The 16,712-nt window shown below is 36.6% G+C and carries 19 protein-coding genes and 1 other annotated feature; of the genes, 4 read left to right on the top strand and 15 right to left on the bottom strand.

What is annotated here, in order from left to right; all coding sequences use genetic code 11:
- Positions 1 to 458 precede the first annotated feature (458 nt).
- Together AMS59_RS02355 and AMS59_RS02360 are read right to left on the bottom strand one after the other, a co-directional pair.
- The gene (locus AMS59_RS02355) at positions 459 to 1,394 is read right to left on the bottom strand and encodes a PD-(D/E)XK nuclease family protein (RefSeq protein WP_082337355.1); all 936 of its coding nucleotides are present in this window, start codon (positions 1,392 to 1,394) and stop codon (positions 459 to 461) included.
- A 13-nt stretch (positions 1,395 to 1,407) separates the two neighbouring features.
- Positions 1,408 to 2,148, bottom strand: coding sequence for a sulfite exporter TauE/SafE family protein (locus tag AMS59_RS02360; protein WP_053482160.1), 741 nt, complete (start codon positions 2,146 to 2,148; stop codon positions 1,408 to 1,410).
- 93 nt (positions 2,149 to 2,241) lie between these two features.
- Here AMS59_RS02360 and AMS59_RS02365 point away from each other — a divergent pair, with 93 nt between their 5' ends.
- A complete protein-coding gene (locus tag AMS59_RS02365; RefSeq protein WP_053482161.1) occupies positions 2,242 to 2,739 on the top strand; it encodes a hypothetical protein in 498 nt (165 codons plus the stop codon).
- A gap of 104 nt (positions 2,740 to 2,843) precedes the next feature.
- Here the strand turns inward: AMS59_RS02365 and AMS59_RS02370 are convergent, their stop codons facing one another.
- The 8 genes from AMS59_RS02370 to AMS59_RS02405 all read right to left on the bottom strand — a co-directional run bounded on the left by AMS59_RS02370 (position 2,844) and on the right by AMS59_RS02405 (position 7,899).
- Entirely contained in the window at positions 2,844 to 3,704 is an 861-nt protein-coding gene (locus AMS59_RS02370) for a hypothetical protein (RefSeq protein WP_053482162.1), read from the bottom strand.
- A complete protein-coding gene (locus AMS59_RS02375; protein ID WP_053482163.1) occupies positions 3,670 to 4,188 on the bottom strand; it encodes an RNA polymerase sigma factor in 519 nt (172 codons plus the stop codon). The genes AMS59_RS02370 and AMS59_RS02375 overlap by 35 nt, the downstream gene beginning before the upstream one ends.
- A gap of 121 nt (positions 4,189 to 4,309) precedes the next feature.
- On the bottom strand, positions 4,310 to 4,933 hold the full coding sequence (locus AMS59_RS02380; protein ID WP_053482164.1) for a hypothetical protein: 624 nt from the start codon (positions 4,931 to 4,933) through the stop codon (positions 4,310 to 4,312).
- Between the two features lie 168 nt (positions 4,934 to 5,101).
- Positions 5,102 to 5,287 carry a hypothetical protein gene (locus tag AMS59_RS02385; RefSeq protein ID WP_053482165.1) on the bottom strand — a complete coding sequence of 62 codons (186 nt, stop codon included), beginning with the start codon at positions 5,285 to 5,287 and terminating at the stop codon, positions 5,102 to 5,104.
- A 286-nt stretch (positions 5,288 to 5,573) separates the two neighbouring features.
- Complete coding sequence (locus tag AMS59_RS02390; RefSeq protein WP_053482166.1) at positions 5,574 to 6,182, bottom strand: CPBP family intramembrane glutamic endopeptidase; 609 nt, start codon at positions 6,180 to 6,182, stop codon at positions 5,574 to 5,576.
- A gap of 371 nt (positions 6,183 to 6,553) precedes the next feature.
- Entirely contained in the window at positions 6,554 to 6,955 is a 402-nt protein-coding gene (locus tag AMS59_RS02395) for a hypothetical protein (RefSeq protein WP_053482167.1), read from the bottom strand.
- A 59-nt stretch (positions 6,956 to 7,014) separates the two neighbouring features.
- Positions 7,015 to 7,443 carry a GNAT family N-acetyltransferase gene (locus tag AMS59_RS02400; RefSeq protein WP_053482168.1) on the bottom strand — a complete coding sequence of 143 codons (429 nt, stop codon included), beginning with the start codon at positions 7,441 to 7,443 and terminating at the stop codon, positions 7,015 to 7,017.
- Between the two features lie 15 nt (positions 7,444 to 7,458).
- Entirely contained in the window at positions 7,459 to 7,899 is a 441-nt protein-coding gene (locus AMS59_RS02405) for a GNAT family N-acetyltransferase (protein ID WP_053482169.1), read from the bottom strand.
- Positions 7,900 to 8,011: 112 nt separating this feature from the next.
- On the opposite strand from AMS59_RS02405, the gene AMS59_RS02410 reads away from it, so the two are divergent.
- Positions 8,012 to 9,400: a PLP-dependent aminotransferase family protein gene (locus AMS59_RS02410; protein WP_053482170.1), complete on the top strand. Its 1,389-nt coding sequence runs from the start codon at positions 8,012 to 8,014 to the stop codon at positions 9,398 to 9,400.
- Between the two features lie 265 nt (positions 9,401 to 9,665).
- On the opposite strand, the gene eis is transcribed toward AMS59_RS02410, so the two are convergent.
- Genes eis through AMS59_RS02425 form a run of 3 tightly spaced genes read right to left on the bottom strand, consistent with a single transcriptional unit; the run spans position 9,666 to position 12,564 of the window.
- Positions 9,666 to 10,889 carry an enhanced intracellular survival protein Eis gene (eis, locus tag AMS59_RS02415; protein WP_053482171.1) on the bottom strand — a complete coding sequence of 408 codons (1,224 nt, stop codon included), beginning with the start codon at positions 10,887 to 10,889 and terminating at the stop codon, positions 9,666 to 9,668.
- Positions 10,886 to 11,614 (bottom strand): AAA family ATPase, encoded by a 729-nt coding sequence (locus AMS59_RS02420; protein WP_053482172.1) that lies wholly within the window; start codon positions 11,612 to 11,614, stop codon positions 10,886 to 10,888. The genes eis and AMS59_RS02420 overlap by 4 nt, the downstream gene beginning before the upstream one ends.
- Positions 11,615 to 11,652: 38 nt before the next feature.
- On the bottom strand, positions 11,653 to 12,564 hold the full coding sequence (locus AMS59_RS02425) for a DMT family transporter (protein ID WP_053482173.1): 912 nt from the start codon (positions 12,562 to 12,564) through the stop codon (positions 11,653 to 11,655).
- Positions 12,565 to 12,710: 146 nt separating this feature from the next.
- Positions 12,711 to 12,911, bottom strand: a binding site (T-box leader).
- 227 nt (positions 12,912 to 13,138) lie between these two features.
- Here AMS59_RS02425 and AMS59_RS02430 point away from each other — a divergent pair.
- Complete coding sequence (locus tag AMS59_RS02430) at positions 13,139 to 13,354, top strand: hypothetical protein (protein ID WP_053482174.1); 216 nt, start codon at positions 13,139 to 13,141, stop codon at positions 13,352 to 13,354.
- Positions 13,355 to 13,738: 384 nt separating this feature from the next.
- Entirely contained in the window at positions 13,739 to 15,130 is a 1,392-nt protein-coding gene (fumC, locus tag AMS59_RS02435; protein WP_053482175.1) for a class II fumarate hydratase, read from the top strand.
- Between the two features lie 226 nt (positions 15,131 to 15,356).
- On the opposite strand, the gene AMS59_RS02440 is transcribed toward fumC, so the two are convergent.
- Together AMS59_RS02440 and AMS59_RS02445 are read right to left on the bottom strand one after the other, a co-directional pair.
- On the bottom strand, positions 15,357 to 15,692 hold the full coding sequence (locus tag AMS59_RS02440) for a hypothetical protein (RefSeq protein WP_053482176.1): 336 nt from the start codon (positions 15,690 to 15,692) through the stop codon (positions 15,357 to 15,359).
- A 173-nt stretch (positions 15,693 to 15,865) separates the two neighbouring features.
- Positions 15,866 to 16,603 (bottom strand): hypothetical protein, encoded by a 738-nt coding sequence (locus AMS59_RS02445; RefSeq protein WP_053482177.1) that lies wholly within the window; start codon positions 16,601 to 16,603, stop codon positions 15,866 to 15,868.
- Positions 16,604 to 16,712 lie beyond the last annotated feature (109 nt).

The raw sequence follows: 16,712 nt of genomic DNA on the forward strand, positions 1-16,712 counted from the left end.
CTAAAGATTCAAACGTACCATTTGGATTTTTCTTGTACACCTTGATGTCTTTTTTAAAGGTCATTTTTCCCGTTTGCTCTTTTACAACTTCTGCTCCATCATACATCACTTTCGCTTCTGATTTTGTTGGATGTACTACTGCAAATGCAAAGCCTGCTAGTAACACAATAAATAATTTTTTCATTATTCTCCCCCTCTCAGCTTTATTGTAGAAAACACAATTTAGTATAATATACTAACAATCCAATATTCTACCAATCAAATGATAATGATGTAAGTCATTTAACAAAATTAGAGTGTTTTGCCTCAACTTAATTTCTTATCTCTAGGTACTCTGATATAATAATGACGGTTAACATTTAAAGACAATTAACTAGTGAAGATAAAAATAAAGCTAGTGACTATTTTAATGACTTCATTTAGGTGGTCACTTTTTGATTACTCGCTCCATCTTCTACTCAATCCTGCACACATAATTCTTTAAAATTACAGCCTTTACAGTGCCATTTTTCAAGGGTTTGCTCAAATTCTTCAAAATCCACTGGTTCATTGGAGAAAATATCAGCCTGATATTTTTTCATTTCGAGTACACTTCGCTGAAACGTATGTAAAATATTGTCCATATCAAATGTTGTAAAGGCATATTTTTTTCGTTTGCCGGTCAATAAATATTCATTATAGACATCAATCTGGTCAAGAGATACGCGATATTTCTGCTGGATATAGTAAGCATAGAGCGCTAATTGCTGGCGATCATCATCGGACTCTCCACCTGTTTTCCAGTCGATAATAATCCATTTGTCTGCCATCTCATCATAATAATGAAAATCCATTACGACGAAAACTTGTATCCCCTCGATTTTCATGGAACGAAATTGTTCAGGCTCACCGATTCGAAGGGAGCCTTTTTGAGCGGTAATTTGCTGGAACGTTTCACTGTTAAGAAAGTTATCAAAGACAGCCGTCATTCGCTCCTTATAGTCCTGTACAAGTTCAGGATTTAACTGCCCCTTGTAATAAATTTCCTGCATCATATAAAATTTATTCGGCTTATGTCTCCATAAATCTATATGGCGTGTAGAATCGATAAAAGCGGCATTAAGCTGGCCACGTGCACGATTTACTAGCTCAGCAACAGTCGGCGCCTTGCCGGTTTGCAAATAATCATTGATCGATTGCTCTATTAAATGATGGACGATTTGCCCAAATAAAATCGGCATGGATTGCAGCTTTTTTAAGCGATAGACATGTTGATGATATGGCTCCACATTGTAGCTTAGCCAGCCATTATGAGAAAAATAATATTCATAGCCATATTTTCGCGCACAGCTTGTTAACGTTTTATGACGTGACAGTGACCACGAAAAAGATGGATAAGGTGTGATTTCAAACATGGATATCGCCTCCTTATATTTGTTTGATAAAGTCGTATACAAGCTGTAGTATCAACAAGATCGTAACAACTCGTAGTAATAACTTTACTTGATTTGCCTTAACCTTTCTTGCAAGGATAATTCCTATTTGCGCACCAATGACAGAACCAATCATTAAAACGATGGTCAATGGCCAATCAATTTTATCTGTGACAATATACGTAATTGCGGCTCCTGAGCACATCGCAAAAACACCTACACGTGACAGACCTACAGCTTTCATATAAGAGATTTTCTCATGAGCATATGTATAAAGTGCCAGCGTGCTGCTCCCAGGACCGAACATCCCATCATAAAAACCAACACCAAGAAGTATTGGACCGTTTTTACGATTCATTGTAAAGCTTTCTTTTTCTCCAAATTCAGCCCCACCTATAAAGGACATAACAAGTGCAAAGCCTAATAAAATTATAGCGATAAACGTCAATGTTTGACTGCTCATAAACGATGCAAACAGCCCACCAAGGGTCCCACCTACTAGAGAAACAAGTAATACTGAACGCATTTCTGACCATAACAATTCTTTTCTTTTAAAAATCATATAGAAGCTTGAAAAGGCACTGACCATATTAGAAACCTTATTTGCGCCGATCGCTGAATGGACCGGTACCCCCATTAACGTCATGGTCGGTAATGTAATTAACCCACCACCTCCCACTAACGTTCCAATGACGTTGCCAGTGATGCCTATTAGTAAAAACAACAAGTATTCCATACAACCCCTCTTTCTATGACACACATGATGCAATTCCTATGATACAGTATAACAGAATAGTATTTTTTAAAAGATGAAATATGAGGTGAACAAATGCTTGATCAACAAAAAACACCTAAACCGCGTTTTTGTAAGCCACTAACGCTTATTGTCGCGACCATTTTTTTAGCTGGCATTACGGCAACGCTTATCCAATACAATAAGCTCCCCGCTTCTATACCCGTTTTGCAAAGCTTTAAGAGTGAACATGCGCAATTTGGCCCAAAAATCGCTATTTTTTATTTACCCTTTATTGCCTTCATGCTATTTTTACTTTTACACTACTTAGAGATTAGAGCAGCTTATCCTATTCTACGTAAAAATAAGCCCACTCTATCACATGTACAGCGACAAAATGGGATTATTACCTTTTGTCTCATCAAAAATAGTATCCTACTGTACTTTACATATTCACTATTCAATGACTTAACCGTCGCTTTAGGCCATAACCGTATTTTACAGCAGTGGCATGCTTATTTATTTCTATTTGTACTAAGTACTATTTTTATAATGGGGATTGTACGTGGGATTTTATTGAACAAGACGGAATAGAGCATTCTTCACTCCAATACTGCGTTGATGGGTAATTAAAACCACCTATACCTTTGCAATTGTCTCTTATGCAAAAGGTATAGGTGGTTTTATTGTTACATCTATTAATAAAGCATAATAATTAAAACAAGTGTTGCACTAATAATACTTATTTTTATTGTTTCTACTTTATATATGGAATATGTCTGTACCTTTCGTATTATGAAATTCCAAAAAATCACACCATATAAAAGCGCAAACGTCATTATTAATGGCTTATACAATGGACCAACCCAGGTTGCCCAAGCAAATATGCTAGAAATCATCGCAAGCACAAGTACTAACAGCCACCACACATGCTTAGATGGTTGAGGTGCTTGTAGATTATGACGTTTATAATAGTTCGCAGAAAATAAATTTACAGCTATCACGATTAGTGGCAGGATAAATATCCAAGGCATTGTTTCTACAGAGTATAATGTTTGAAATACTTCATCATACATATCAGAATTCCCTACAAAAAACTGGCCAGAATCAACATTTAGCATGCCTGTATCTGAAATCTGATAGTGCTCTTCCTGACGATCTCTTACAACTACTACATCTGTAATATAGTTACCTAACTTTCCATCTGCTTTTTCGACATATTGTGTTAAATCTTCAAAAAAGCTAAAAACTGATGTATCTTCAACCTTTTTCACAGACATATACAAACTCGAACTTCTTGCAAAGAATTCCCCTTCTTTTCCTCCAAAATGCTTATAAATCGCTTGGATGGATTGACTAGCAGTTTGAGGCGGTGAAGAATTTTGTGGAATCAAAATAAAAAATAGAGCAATCATGGCGATCGTAAATAGTAGAAAACTTTCCTTCCATATCGTTAAGCCATTTCTTTTCTTATGATGAATGCGTTCATAAATACGAGCCTTTACAGCCCGATCCTCTGGTAATTTATTGAGTTCCTTCAGTCGTTTGTTTAAATCCAAATTTATCACCTCCAAGTATCTTCTCTAAAGCCTTCATAGCGTTTCTTTGTGTATTCGCTATTTTCATTGTAGACCACCCTAAAATTTCACTAGTTTCGGCTAAATTCAACTCTTCAATTTTTCTGTAAATAAGAACCTCTCGATATTCAGGCTTTAATAATTGGATTGCTTCATATAATAGCCGACGCTCCTCAGATTGTATGATCCAATCATGTGGTACATATTGTGTCTCCCGTTTCTCATGTTCTCTTTGAAATGGTAGCCATTTAATAAGTGCTTTTTTTCTATATGTGTCATAGACAAGGTTACGTGCAATTCTCCTTATATAAGTGCCCATTGCAGCCTCATTTCTAAACTGTCCTTTATAAACACGGATAAAGGTTTCCTGCGTTAAATCCTCCGCTAAACCTGGATCCGAGACCATATAGTAAATAAATTGATAAATGCATTGAAAATATTGTTCATAAAGCTCATCAAACTCCATCTTTTCACCTCTCTTACTTTATTAGACGAATGAGTATACAAGATTTGTATATTTAAATGTAAATTTACTAAGTTAAAAATAGGCTACCTGACACCATATAGCATCAAGTAGCCTAAAATTTTTACAGATCCGTTTTCATTTTTTCAAATGTATGTATTAACACATATTTTTGTACACCACGAGCCACTTCAATGCTTTCTTGGGAAAATTGATGAAGGGCTGTTTCATTCTTCATTTTATACGCATAAACCGCTTCAATTGCTGGCTGCATCCACGGCTGTGTAAGCTGATCACTTCGCATGTCAGTTATTCGTCCTTCAAATGCAGCGATATAACATTTTGCATAGCTAGTTAAAGGCTCTTTATTTATTTTATTTGCCGCATCCTTTGCTTCCTCTAAATTCTCTTCCATGATCGCCTTAATAAATTTACAGTTATACTTCATTGCTGGCTGTTTATACTTTACAATTGCCGTTTCTAATGAGTGTAACTGGTCTTCCTTTGTACCATAAGCAACTGCATATAGGTAGGCAAAAAAAGGATGCTTCTTGCGATCTTTTACTAACTTATCTACCAATTTCATATTATTTGTCCACAATACAATATGTATATGTCTAAAAATCATTGCAATGGCGATAAGGATAAAAATGCCGAGTGAAATGGATGGGCGAACCCCAGCTAGTGATAGTAATAGTGCCAACATAAATATGACCAAATAAAATATGGCTAGTTTTGTAATTTTCATAATTCCTCCTACTGTAATTTCCTTCGCATTTTTCGAGAAAAAATAAAGCCTGCCCCAAGGAAGAATATAAGCGCCATAAATTTCATGAGAGGAATAATAAATAACTTGCTAATCACGAAAACAACAAAAATATAATAGACTACCATTGCCAATAAAAATAATGTCAGTTTATTCACTGTGCTTCCTACCTTCATTCAATGCTGCTTCAATGGTCGCTAGCGCTTTCGGTCCCATCCCGTGTAAATTTTTCAACGTTGATAAATCAACATTTTCCAATTGCTCTAATTGTGTATACCCTGCCTCATTTAATGCACGTATAGCAGGCTTCGCTACTCCCTTTGGCCATTCTGTCATTTATGCTCGTCCTTTCCTTTTTCGTCTATTAAGGATCTCAGTTCCAATAATACCTATTAATAGTATAACTAGTGAGGCGACATGATAATCAACGAAAAAAGTCGTAAATGCTATTTGATAATAACGGCATATTGTGGTGATAATACGCCCTCCCAATCAATTATGCCTCGGCATAATTGCGTCCTGAATCGTCTTTATGCTTAGGCCTGCATGAGGAACTGCATTCCTATCACCTCTCTGCTTTATTATGCAATCGAACATGATGAAATGCAAATGAGCTAGGTCTTTAGAGTATATTAAACATTGCCATGAAAGAGGCAAACAGATTGCCAATACCATGTATGCCCCAGCTTGTTACGATGGAACCATTAGATTTCCGTTCATTGATCCACCCCATTAAATAACCTACAAACGCTGTTGCGATAACAACTAATACTACAACTCCAAAAGGAACTAAAGAATAAAACATCCATCCATGTAAAATGCCAAAAAGTAGACTTTGCATGATATTTCCCATTTGAAAACCAAACTTATGCTTGAATCTTTTTAGTAAGAAGCCTCGGAACAACAGCTCCTCTGACAACCCCGTTTGTACAATTGAATGGAAAAGTGCTGGAATGAGCGCTGAAAACCCAAGTCCTGTAAAACGATTGGTCGCTAAAGTTGAACTATCTAGGTAGAAATAGCTGATTGTAGTAAGGGGTACGAATAATAAAATAATAATGAATAAAAACCATAGAAAATAATTCCCTTTATTTTCAATGACAGGCTTTTTGAGACCGAGCCAAGTTAAAAATGATTGTTCCTTTCTTGCTGAGAAAAACCACCAAATAAACGGTATAACTGAAAATAAAATGACCTGAACAATTGCGCTTATTGCACTTTCCAAAACCATAACTTTTCCCCCTGTTCAAAATGTTTTCCATGAAGAATGACGAGCGATGGTAAGGTGTTTTCTAGAAATATCTGGTTGGTGTTTGAAGTTCGCCGGTAACATTTGCTTTTCCGCCGCTAAACGTTCAAATTGCGCCGCTAACATCCTCTTTTCCGCCGCTTAATGTTCGAATTGCGCCGCTAACTCCTGCTTTTCCGCCGCTTAACGTGGAAAATACGACGGTACTCTATATGTTAAGCATATTAAATAGCAGAGTTGAAATCAAGATGTTTTTAATGATAATCATTAAATAATTATCTTTTATAACTAAAAATTGAATGTTAATCGGTATGTAAGCATTAAAAAAGCGACTAGAAAAAGACTAGTCGCTTTCATTCTTTATTCGGATTTCGTTCAATAAAATCTTTAATCTGATCTTTTAATTCATAAACTAAATTAAAATAATGATGCTCATTCATTGCACCCTTCTTTCGCCATTTTTGCATTTCTTGATAGTGGAAAGCGATAAAATAACTTTCAATCTCACGACGCTCTATCCCTTCCTTTTTTGCCATATCAACAATCGAAAGCCCCTCTTTCCAGTATTGATCATACACTTTTTGCGTGATCCCAAGAACCTTACAAATAGCATCATAATCATACTTTACGTGGTAAATAAGCTGTCCTTCCTCACCATTTGCATGTTGTTGAATTACATTATTTGCATAACCAATTGGTGTAAAACTCATTATAAGTATGCTCGTGAGAAATATTTTTTTGAATGGTGCTTTCATTTTAAACCTCCTCATGTTTCCAATAGTGTGTGAGGTTTTAAAAAATCATATTCCTTTGATCACAATACTTTACGAAATGAATAGCACCATTTTTCATACCCTAATCGATCTTCATAAAAGCGATGTGCACTAGTCCTTTGAATACCAGACTCCAAAGCAATATAGTGCGCTCCATTTTCTTTGCCCCATTGGTGAAGATCATGCAATAATTTCTCACCATAGCCTCTTGAACGATAGGCCTCATCCGTTACTAAATCATAAACGAAAATATGGCGTTCACTGTAAAAGTTGACTCTCCAACTTAATCCGGCGACTGCCACAATATTCATGTTTTCGTATAAAGCAAATAACATATAGCCATCTTGGGTCATTTCCTTTAATAATAGAAGGTACTTTTCTAATGTTAATTCTGTACGAAGCTGCACCATAACAGAATATGCTTCCATCCATTCCTGCTGCGTTGTTAATTGTTTAATTGTTACAGTCATTTTTCGAACCTCCTTTTACCAATATTTAATAAAATGATATACTCCATCGTCTATTTTCATCCCAAGCTTCTCATAAAGTTTTTGAGCACGAACGTTGTCTGTCGCTGTTTCTAAACCTATATAACGTGCATCATTCTGTAAACAGTATGAATAACATTGTTCAATTAGGCCCTGCGCTACACCTTGTTTCCTGGCATGCTTTGCTACAAATAAATCGTTTAAAATAAATGCCTTTTTCATCGCAACTGATGAAAAAATAGGATAGAGCTGGACAAAACCAACTGGCTGCGCATCCACATAAGCTAGAAAAATTACCGACTCCTCCTTATTTATACGCTCCATAAGAAACTGCTCAGCTTGCTTTAAGTCAGATGGTTGACCATAAAATTCTCGATAGGCATTAAATAATGGCACCACGTCTCCAACTGTTGCTAAGGTTACTGTACAAATTTCCATTATCGTTTCTCTCCATTTCTTTTAATATGTAATTCTAGTATTATGATAAAAAACAAACTGACATTTAAAAAGAAACAGTTCTAGACATTTCAACATGTCAAGGAGGGCCTTTATGGAGGATTTTATTTTCTTATTCACAGACGAAGAGGCAAAATATAAACAAATTTATCAGCAAATCAAATGGTTAATCGAACAAGGGAGATTGTCAACGAATGATTCTCTTCCTTCTATTCGAGGGCTAGCCGAAACTTTACATGTCAGTCGGAATACTACTTTAACTGCCTATGAGCAGCTCGTTGCGGAAGGATACATACGTGGTGAAGGGCGAAAGGGTTATTTCGTCAATGAATTTGAGCAAGTGTTTCTACAGGAGGAGGAACGACCAAGCCTTACGCAAAAAAAAACAGCTAACAATGGAAATATCATCATCGACTTTCGGGCTGGCGCTGTCGATCAACAGCATTTTCCACTGAAAGTATGGCGTCAAATCGCCAATCAAGTATTACCTTTACAAAAGTGCTATGAATATGGTGATCCTTTCGGCGAGCCACTTTTAAAGGAACAGCTTGTGCATTATTTACTTCAAGCTCGTGGGGTTCATGTAAATGAAGAGGACATTATTATCGGTAGCAGCACGCAACAAATGTTAATTTATCTAGGCTTCCTATTAAAGCAAGATTTCCCAAGTGTTATATTAGAAGACCCTGGCTACAACGGTGCTCGAGAAGCATTCAAGCTGCATGGCTTTCAAATAGAGACATTACCTGTGCTGGAAAAAGGTGCACAGCTTGAACATTTAGCGCATTTACATTCGCGCCTACTCTATGTCACACCTTCTCATCATTTCCCATTCGGTGTTTCCATGAGCATTCAGCAGCGACAAGCTTTAATTCAGTGGGCCAAAAATGTTGATGGCTATATACTTGAAGATGATTATGATGGAGAATTTCGTTATACGCAGCAGCCATTTCCTGCTCTCGCCTCCATCGACAAGTCACGTGTGATTTATATAGGAACATTTTCCAAATCATTTTTACCAGCTATTCGTTTAAGCTATATGGTGCTACCGAAAGCTCTTGTTCAGCCATATAAAGAACGCTTTGCTCATTTTGAACATAACGCCTCGTCCTTACATCAATTAACAATGGCGAAATTTATGGAGCAAGGTGAATGGACACGACATATTAAAAGAATGCGCATCACCTATAAACATAAAATAAATACTCTTGTAGAGGCACTTAACAAGCAATTCGGAGAAAAAATTACAATACTTGGAGAGCAATCTGGTCTTTATATATTGGTCAAGGTGCATACCTCATTTTCAGAAGAGCAGCTCATTCAAAATGCACAACAATACGGAGTCAAGGTCTACCCAACGAGCCCATATTTTCTACAACAGCCAAGCGCCGTGCCTATTATCCAATTAGGCTTTAGTAAATTAAAAATGGAGGAAATCGTCCTCGGTGTGCAACTGCTGAAAAAAGCTTGGATCACAGCATAATAAGCCATAACTGTAATGGTTATGGCTACTCTTTATCTCGATAATCATATGTTTCATCAGGCGAATTTAACATAGCGCTCAAATGTATGCTCTATTTTCTCGATATTGTTAATATATTTTAAACCCTAGCGAGTCTTTTGGTGACCTGATTGCGGTTTTCTCTTGGACCCGAGCCGTTCTCACGCTAACCCGATCAATTTTCTTTTGAATCCAATAAAAAAGGAATCTGCACAGGCTGCCTCTGCACAAATTCCCCATAATTTTTTTAAAAATAATCAATAAACGTTGGAATGCCTACTGGTAGTACGGTCTCTAGTAGTGCAATTTCAATAGCATTGCCGTGTAAACGCTCGATTTTTTCTAAATAGCTCGGTCGTTTATAGCCTAGTAACATAGTGGCGAGTGTTTGAACCGTGAGCTGAATAGCATTTTCAGACTGTGTCTCACTCACCTTTTCAACGGTAACTTTTCCATTCTGCTTCGTTATGACAAATGTGCCATTATTCCATGCCACAATGCGATCACTAACAGCGAGTCGAAGTTGAAAATCATTTCCCGTGAATGGGTAGCGTAACAGAAATTCTTTTACGTCTACAATTCGGGCCATAAAATAAGGGGACACCTTTTGAATAATTTCACTATCCTCTAACAAAAAGGCAACGGCTTCATTGCCGGTTGTTTTACCATAGACATTGTAAATCATCGAGCTATGTGCGGAGACAAAATTCCATAAGCCTTTACGCGCCTCTTCCTGCAAATAGACAATTTCATCGATGTAATAATTTTCCTCCATAATACGATAAAACATATAGCCTTGGGGTATTTCATCTTCGTCATAATACACAGCAGCCTGGAGGTTCACATCACTATCGATAAATTTTTCCTCCCAAAAATCTTCCTGAAACTTTTCATTCCAAGCGATACTATTACGAACCATGACACCGTGGGTCTTCGTTGAATAATGTGCATAAATGGTCATAACGTCTTCATGTTTCGGATCGACACGGCGGATCTTTCCATTTAGGCCACCATAGCGAGGAAGCTGCGTATCCTTGATTTGATATTCCACAATATCACTCATAATTTCCCAGCCCCTTTTACGGTAATACGGGATAGAATATGGAAATAAATAGGATATACATTGTCCTTCGTTTCGCATCCGCTCCAGGCTCTCAATAATCAGGCTCTCCATCAAACCATGCCCAGAATATTCAGGGTACGTTCCGACAGCAGTAATGCCTCCCATTTCATAAATCTTTCCATGAACATTTACTTCAAAAGGTAGACTTAAAATTTGAGATACAAGATGTGAACCATCAAACCAACCAATTGCATGACCTTCATTAAATTGCTTACTTTTGGCATTCACAAAGCGACGATCCTTATGAATGGACATGGACATTTGGAAAACATAATTAAGCAAATCTATAAACTGTGCCATTTCATCTAATCGAATTTCTCGCATGACTAAGCCTTTACGTTGATTCATGATTCTCGCTCCTCATCAAATAACTCTGAAAAAATGGTTTCTGGTGCATTTAAAAAGCGCTTCGTAACAATGTAATGTATAGTATCTTCATAACGAACAGACTCAATGTCCCCATTATCAAAACTATAGATTGTAGCATTTGGATAGCCAAGCAAAATAGGTGAATGTGTGGCGATAATAAATTGCGCCTCATGCTCTAAATCTTTCATAATTTTAAGGAGACTAAGCTGTCTAGTCGGTGACAACGCTGCTTCAGGCTCATCCAATAAATAAATGGCTTTCCCCTTAAAGCGATGCATAAATAGCGATAAAAAGGACTCGCCATGTGATTGATGATGTAGGGACTTACCACCAAAAGCGGTATATTTTCTTGGATCTTCTAACAAATCAATATGACTTGCAAATTGATAAAATGTTTCCGATCGTAGGAAAAAACCATTCGTCACTTTCGGCATCCATGACAATCGGATATATTCCCCGAGTGAAGACTCCGCCTTATGTACTTCATATAAATTTTGACGACCACCACCCGCTGTATTAAAATCACAGCGATCAGCTATAGCCTCCAACAATGTTGATTTCCCAGAGCCATTTTCCCCAACAAAGAAGGTCACATTCGTAGGAAACTCTAGCTCCTGTAAATCCTGCAAGCTTGGTATATTAAAGGGATACTGATCTTTATCTTCTATAGCTCTCTGTAATATCTTACATGATTTTAAATACATTTTGTTTCCTCCCTTACTACTATTATACCGCGCTTAAACTAATCTGAAACCGACCTTTTCTCTAAATACAAGCTACACACGCCAAAAATAAACAAAAGACTTATTCCTATCAAGGAAACGGGCGACCACGATAGCCTTGTATCAAACAGCTGAAAGAAAAACGTGAATATTGGTACAAAGCATAAACTCATCATTACGCTCAAGGGCGAACAATACTGAATGCCTATCTGCAATAAATACATCGGAAGCATGACACCCACTGCTGTTACTGCGATTATCCATGAAATATTTCCCGAGAAATATTTAAAAAATATGTCGAAAGTCGCGAAAAAAGATAGTAAAATTATGCCATAATAGCGATTTGCTATAATCATTGAAGTCGTCCAGCCAGCCTCACTTAATCTCTTAGAATATATCGTACATAGTACAGCCCCAATTCCACAGCCAACACTTGCTATTAATGCTAAGATTACGAGCCATGTTATGTCCATTTGAACAGCTGATTTCCCACTAACAACTGCTACTATTAATATAGTACAAGCGATAAATGTCCCTGTGGCAATTACCCATTGTGCTTTCGGAATTGTTTCCTTGGCGAAAACGGCTAACACTAAGACAAAAAGTGGTCCAATGCCCATCTCAAGCGCACTTACAATCGCTGATTCTACATATTTTAAAGCGAAATAAAACCCCATACAGGCTAACACGGATGCGACATTCAACTTCACTACAACATTTATATTTCCCTTCCACCGATTAGCTTGTTTCTGTTTGCGTGCAAAAAAAGAGAAATAAATAGCTGTCATGAAAAAACTAATACCCGTAAATAAAAATGTTGGCACTTCTTGTACTTGCTTCGCATAGAAAACCTGGCTCATCGATGTTAGTAGCGCTGATATAACAAGTGCCATTAACCCCACTGTCGTTACCTGTTTTTTTGTTATTTCCATCCCATTGTCCCCCTTTTTTTGACACTAATCTTTATGGTTTAACATTTTGTCGATGTAGTTGGGCTTTCAAGAAGCCATTTCTAGCGAAGCGTTTCCCATTTCTCTCGTTCCATTTCCCAAAATAAAAAAACCTCGTCTCAAAAAAACATAGAGACGAAGTTATCCGCGGTACCACTCTGATTAGCTAGAAAGCTCACTTTACTATAACGGTAGTTGCCGTTCATGCTTATTTTATTCAGCATGAAAAACTCCTGGACGAGTTCACAAATGGTTTGCGATGATTTTCACCAGCCATCACCTCTCTAAAGCAAACTACATCCATTACTACTTCCAATCATTGTTAAATTATTTTCGATACATCATAATTCATTTCAACTTTTTCGTCAAGCAACTATCCAAAATAAGTTCCCCGGAAGTATAACAAATGTTCTATATTATAGGTTCTTTTCATACATTGAGTAAAACCTTCCCCTTGCTAATTATCCTCATAAAAACCATGTCTCTTTTACATTACATATAAGGAATAAAGGAAGGTTTTTTCTAGGTTAATAAAACATTTATAAGGAGAAGAATTATGTTTGTAACTCATTTCTATGAAAACAAGACGTCCGTTTTAAGTCAGCTGCTTGTAAATTTACCTACTGTCGAAGAGAACATAAAAATTAAAGGACGTAAAGCCAAAGTTGTTCAGATTACTCAAATAGACGACCACAACTATCAAATAAGTATCATTTTTGAAAAAATACCTAAAAAACAACCATTAAAAGACATTGGGAAGAAAAAGAGATAGCTCTTCCCTTTTTATTTGCCGACGCTATCATTTAATGGTAGCGTCTTACCTTTTAAAAAGCGGGTATCGGACTCTAAGAGAAAAAATCATCGCGAACCATTCTCAACTATATAAATGGCTTAAAGAAAAGTATTTGACTTTTTAATTGATAACGATTATCATTATCAATAGATTATTTCTTCACTCCGAAATGCTTAGTTCAGAATCCCCCTATTTTTTTGAAATAAGCATGTATCAAACGGATATTCTTACATCAGACTAAGAATATCCGTTTGATACATGCTTATTTCAGCAGATGTTTTGACACCCGATGAAAAAAGTTAAATTCTCCGTCGGATGTTTAATTAATTGGAGAGATTTACATAAATAAAGGAGCTGTTTTACATGGATTATCGTATTGAAAAAGACACAATGGGTGAAATTAAAGTACCTGCAGATAAAATTTGGGGTGCTCAAACACAGCGCAGTAAAGAGAATTTCCAAATTGGAACAGAACAAATGCCCATTGAGCTAATTCAAGCAATGGCCATTTTAAAGAAAAGTGCTGCGATCGCTAATCATAAATTAGGAAAGCTTTCAGAACTAAAAGCAAATGCGATTGTGCAAGCAGCTGATGAAATTTTAAAGGGTCAATGGAACGATCAATTCCCTCTTGTAGTTTGGCAGACTGGTAGTGGTACACAGTCAAATATGAACGTCAATGAGGTAATTGCGCATCGTGCAAACCAACTTTTACAAAATGCTGGAGAGGCTGAACGTATCCATCCAAACGATGATGTCAATAAATCTCAAAGCTCAAACGATACTTTCCCAACAGCTTTGCATATTGCAGCAGTGTTAAAAGTTGAAGATTATTTACTGCCTCGACTACGCTTACTAAAAGCAACACTTGATGACAAGGCAGAGAATTTTAAAGATATTATTAAAATTGGTCGTACTCATTTACAAGACGCAACACCACTTACCCTAGGTCAAGAAATTAGTGGCTGGGCAGCAATGCTTGCTAAATCTGAGCAAATGATTGTCCAAAATATTGAATATATGAAGGAACTAGCAATTGGTGGAACTGCAGTTGGTACGGGTATTAACGCACATCCCGAATTTGGTGAGCGTGTAGCAGTGGAAATTAGTGAATTAACAGGAAAACAATTTACTTCTGCAGCAAATAAATTCCATGCATTGACGAGTCATGATGAAGCCGTTGTCGCACATGGCGCATTAAAGGCTCTTGCAGCTGACTTGATGAAAATTGCCAATGATGTTCGCTGGTTAGCAAGTGGTCCTCGTTCCGGTATCGGTGAAATTACGATTCCAGAAAACGAGCCAGGCTCATCCATTATGCCAGGTAAAGTAAATCCAACGCAAAGTGAAGCAATGACGATGGTTGTTACACAAGTCGTTGGCAATGATGCAACCATTGCCTTTGCCGCTTCTCAAGGTAATTTTGAGCTAAATGTCTTTAAGCCAGTCATTATCTATAACTTCTTACAATCAACTCGGCTACTAGCAGACACCATGAAATCATTTAATGATCATTGTGCTGTCGGCATCGAGCCAAATAAAGAAGTGCTTGACCATAATTTACGAAACTCATTAATGCTTGTAACCGCACTAAACCCTTACATCGGTTATGAAAATGCTGCAAAAATTGCGAAGAAAGCCCATACAGAAGGGACAACATTAAAAGAAGCAGCGATTGCATCTGGTTTACTAACAGAAGAACAGTTCGATGAATACGTGGACCCTGCGACGATGATTTATCCAAATGTAAAGTAGCAGGAATGCAAGTTAATCACACAGCACCTTCAAAACATTAATATCTCAACGTATATTACTGCATGTTTCTGGGGCTTAGTGGGGCTAATTAAAAACGATTTGGTGGGCATGTTTATAGGAATGCGTGATAGAGATTGGGGCTAATTGCTTCAATCTTTTTTGTTGGTCCATTATAAAAAATAGCACTGTTTGACACAGTGCATTTCTAGGTCCATTAGATAACCCTTCACAGATAATTGTGGAAGGTAACTTTATTTTCAAAATAACTACAGTTAGCACAAAGATAATCTTTATTTATAAATATAGCACTGTTCATATTTGACCAAGGAATATGTTCAGAACATCTTTCGCATTTATCTACATACTTATCACGTAAAATACCATTCTCTAAAAAGACATACCATTGTTTATCCGATAAACTTTCAGGTCCATTTTTTATGACAAGCAACGATATTTCTAACGCTTCACCATCGTCAAATCTATTCTCGCTAATTAGTTCTTTCAAATATGAAATAAATTCAGATTCTCTTATTATTCTCTGTTTAAGCTGGTCGCTTTGCATAAAACCTCTCCTTTTTTCATCTACTTTAATTCGATAAAAGGAAAAGAATCCCCTTCCAATATATCGACAAACATCCTATTCACATGTCAACCATCCATAAAAAATTGCCCCCTTATCAAATTAATAAGAGAGCAATATATAATTCATAATCTATCACTTATCTTCAACTGACTTTAATAGATTGGCTTTAAAATACCTACGGGAAGCCAAATACATTGATCGTCATTTGCTTCCAAGTTTTCCTTTACACATAGATAAGCATTAATTGAATCACTCACTGAATAAACAATGCTTCCTTTTTGCATGACTTTTTCAGTTTTAGAATCTATTAATGGATAGGATTTCGCATCGGTATCTTCTGTTACCTCATAACGTACACCTGTTTTTCTAAATTTTGTATCAGCTACTTTCATATCTGAACCAGGATAAGACTTTTCACACTTTAGCCCTTCCCCATCGCTCTTGCAATATTTCAACGTTTGATTACCATTCATATCAGTTATTGATGAATCACGCCATTCGGTGAACATTTTCCCATATCCTCCGCTATCACGATTAATGTTTATATAAGTTGGATTTGGATAGAAGGATGCGCGAATTTTCATTGGAACTTCTTTAAAAACTACCAGATTGGTTGCTTGTACCCGATATTGCCCCATTTGATAAAATGTTTTGCCATCATATTTTTCAATATCGTACGTTTTAAAGTAATTATTTCGCTTCACCACTAGCGAATCAAATGTACCATCTTCATTTTTCTTGTATACCTTGATGTCTTTTGTAAAGGTCATTTTTCCTGTTTGGTCTTTATATACATCTGCTCCATCATACCTTACGATAGCCTCTGATTTTGTTGGATTTACTACTGCAAATACGAATGCTGTTAGTAACACAATAAATAATTTTTTCATTATTCTCTCCCTACTTAACTTATTTTGAAAACATTATCCACTAGTATTATATACCAATAATCTAATATTCTACCAGCAATGATATAATGATTAAAATCTCAATATATTC

Source organism: Lysinibacillus sp. FJAT-14745, assembly GCF_001275675.1.
Lineage (GTDB): Bacteria > Bacillota > Bacilli > Bacillales_A > Planococcaceae > Lysinibacillus.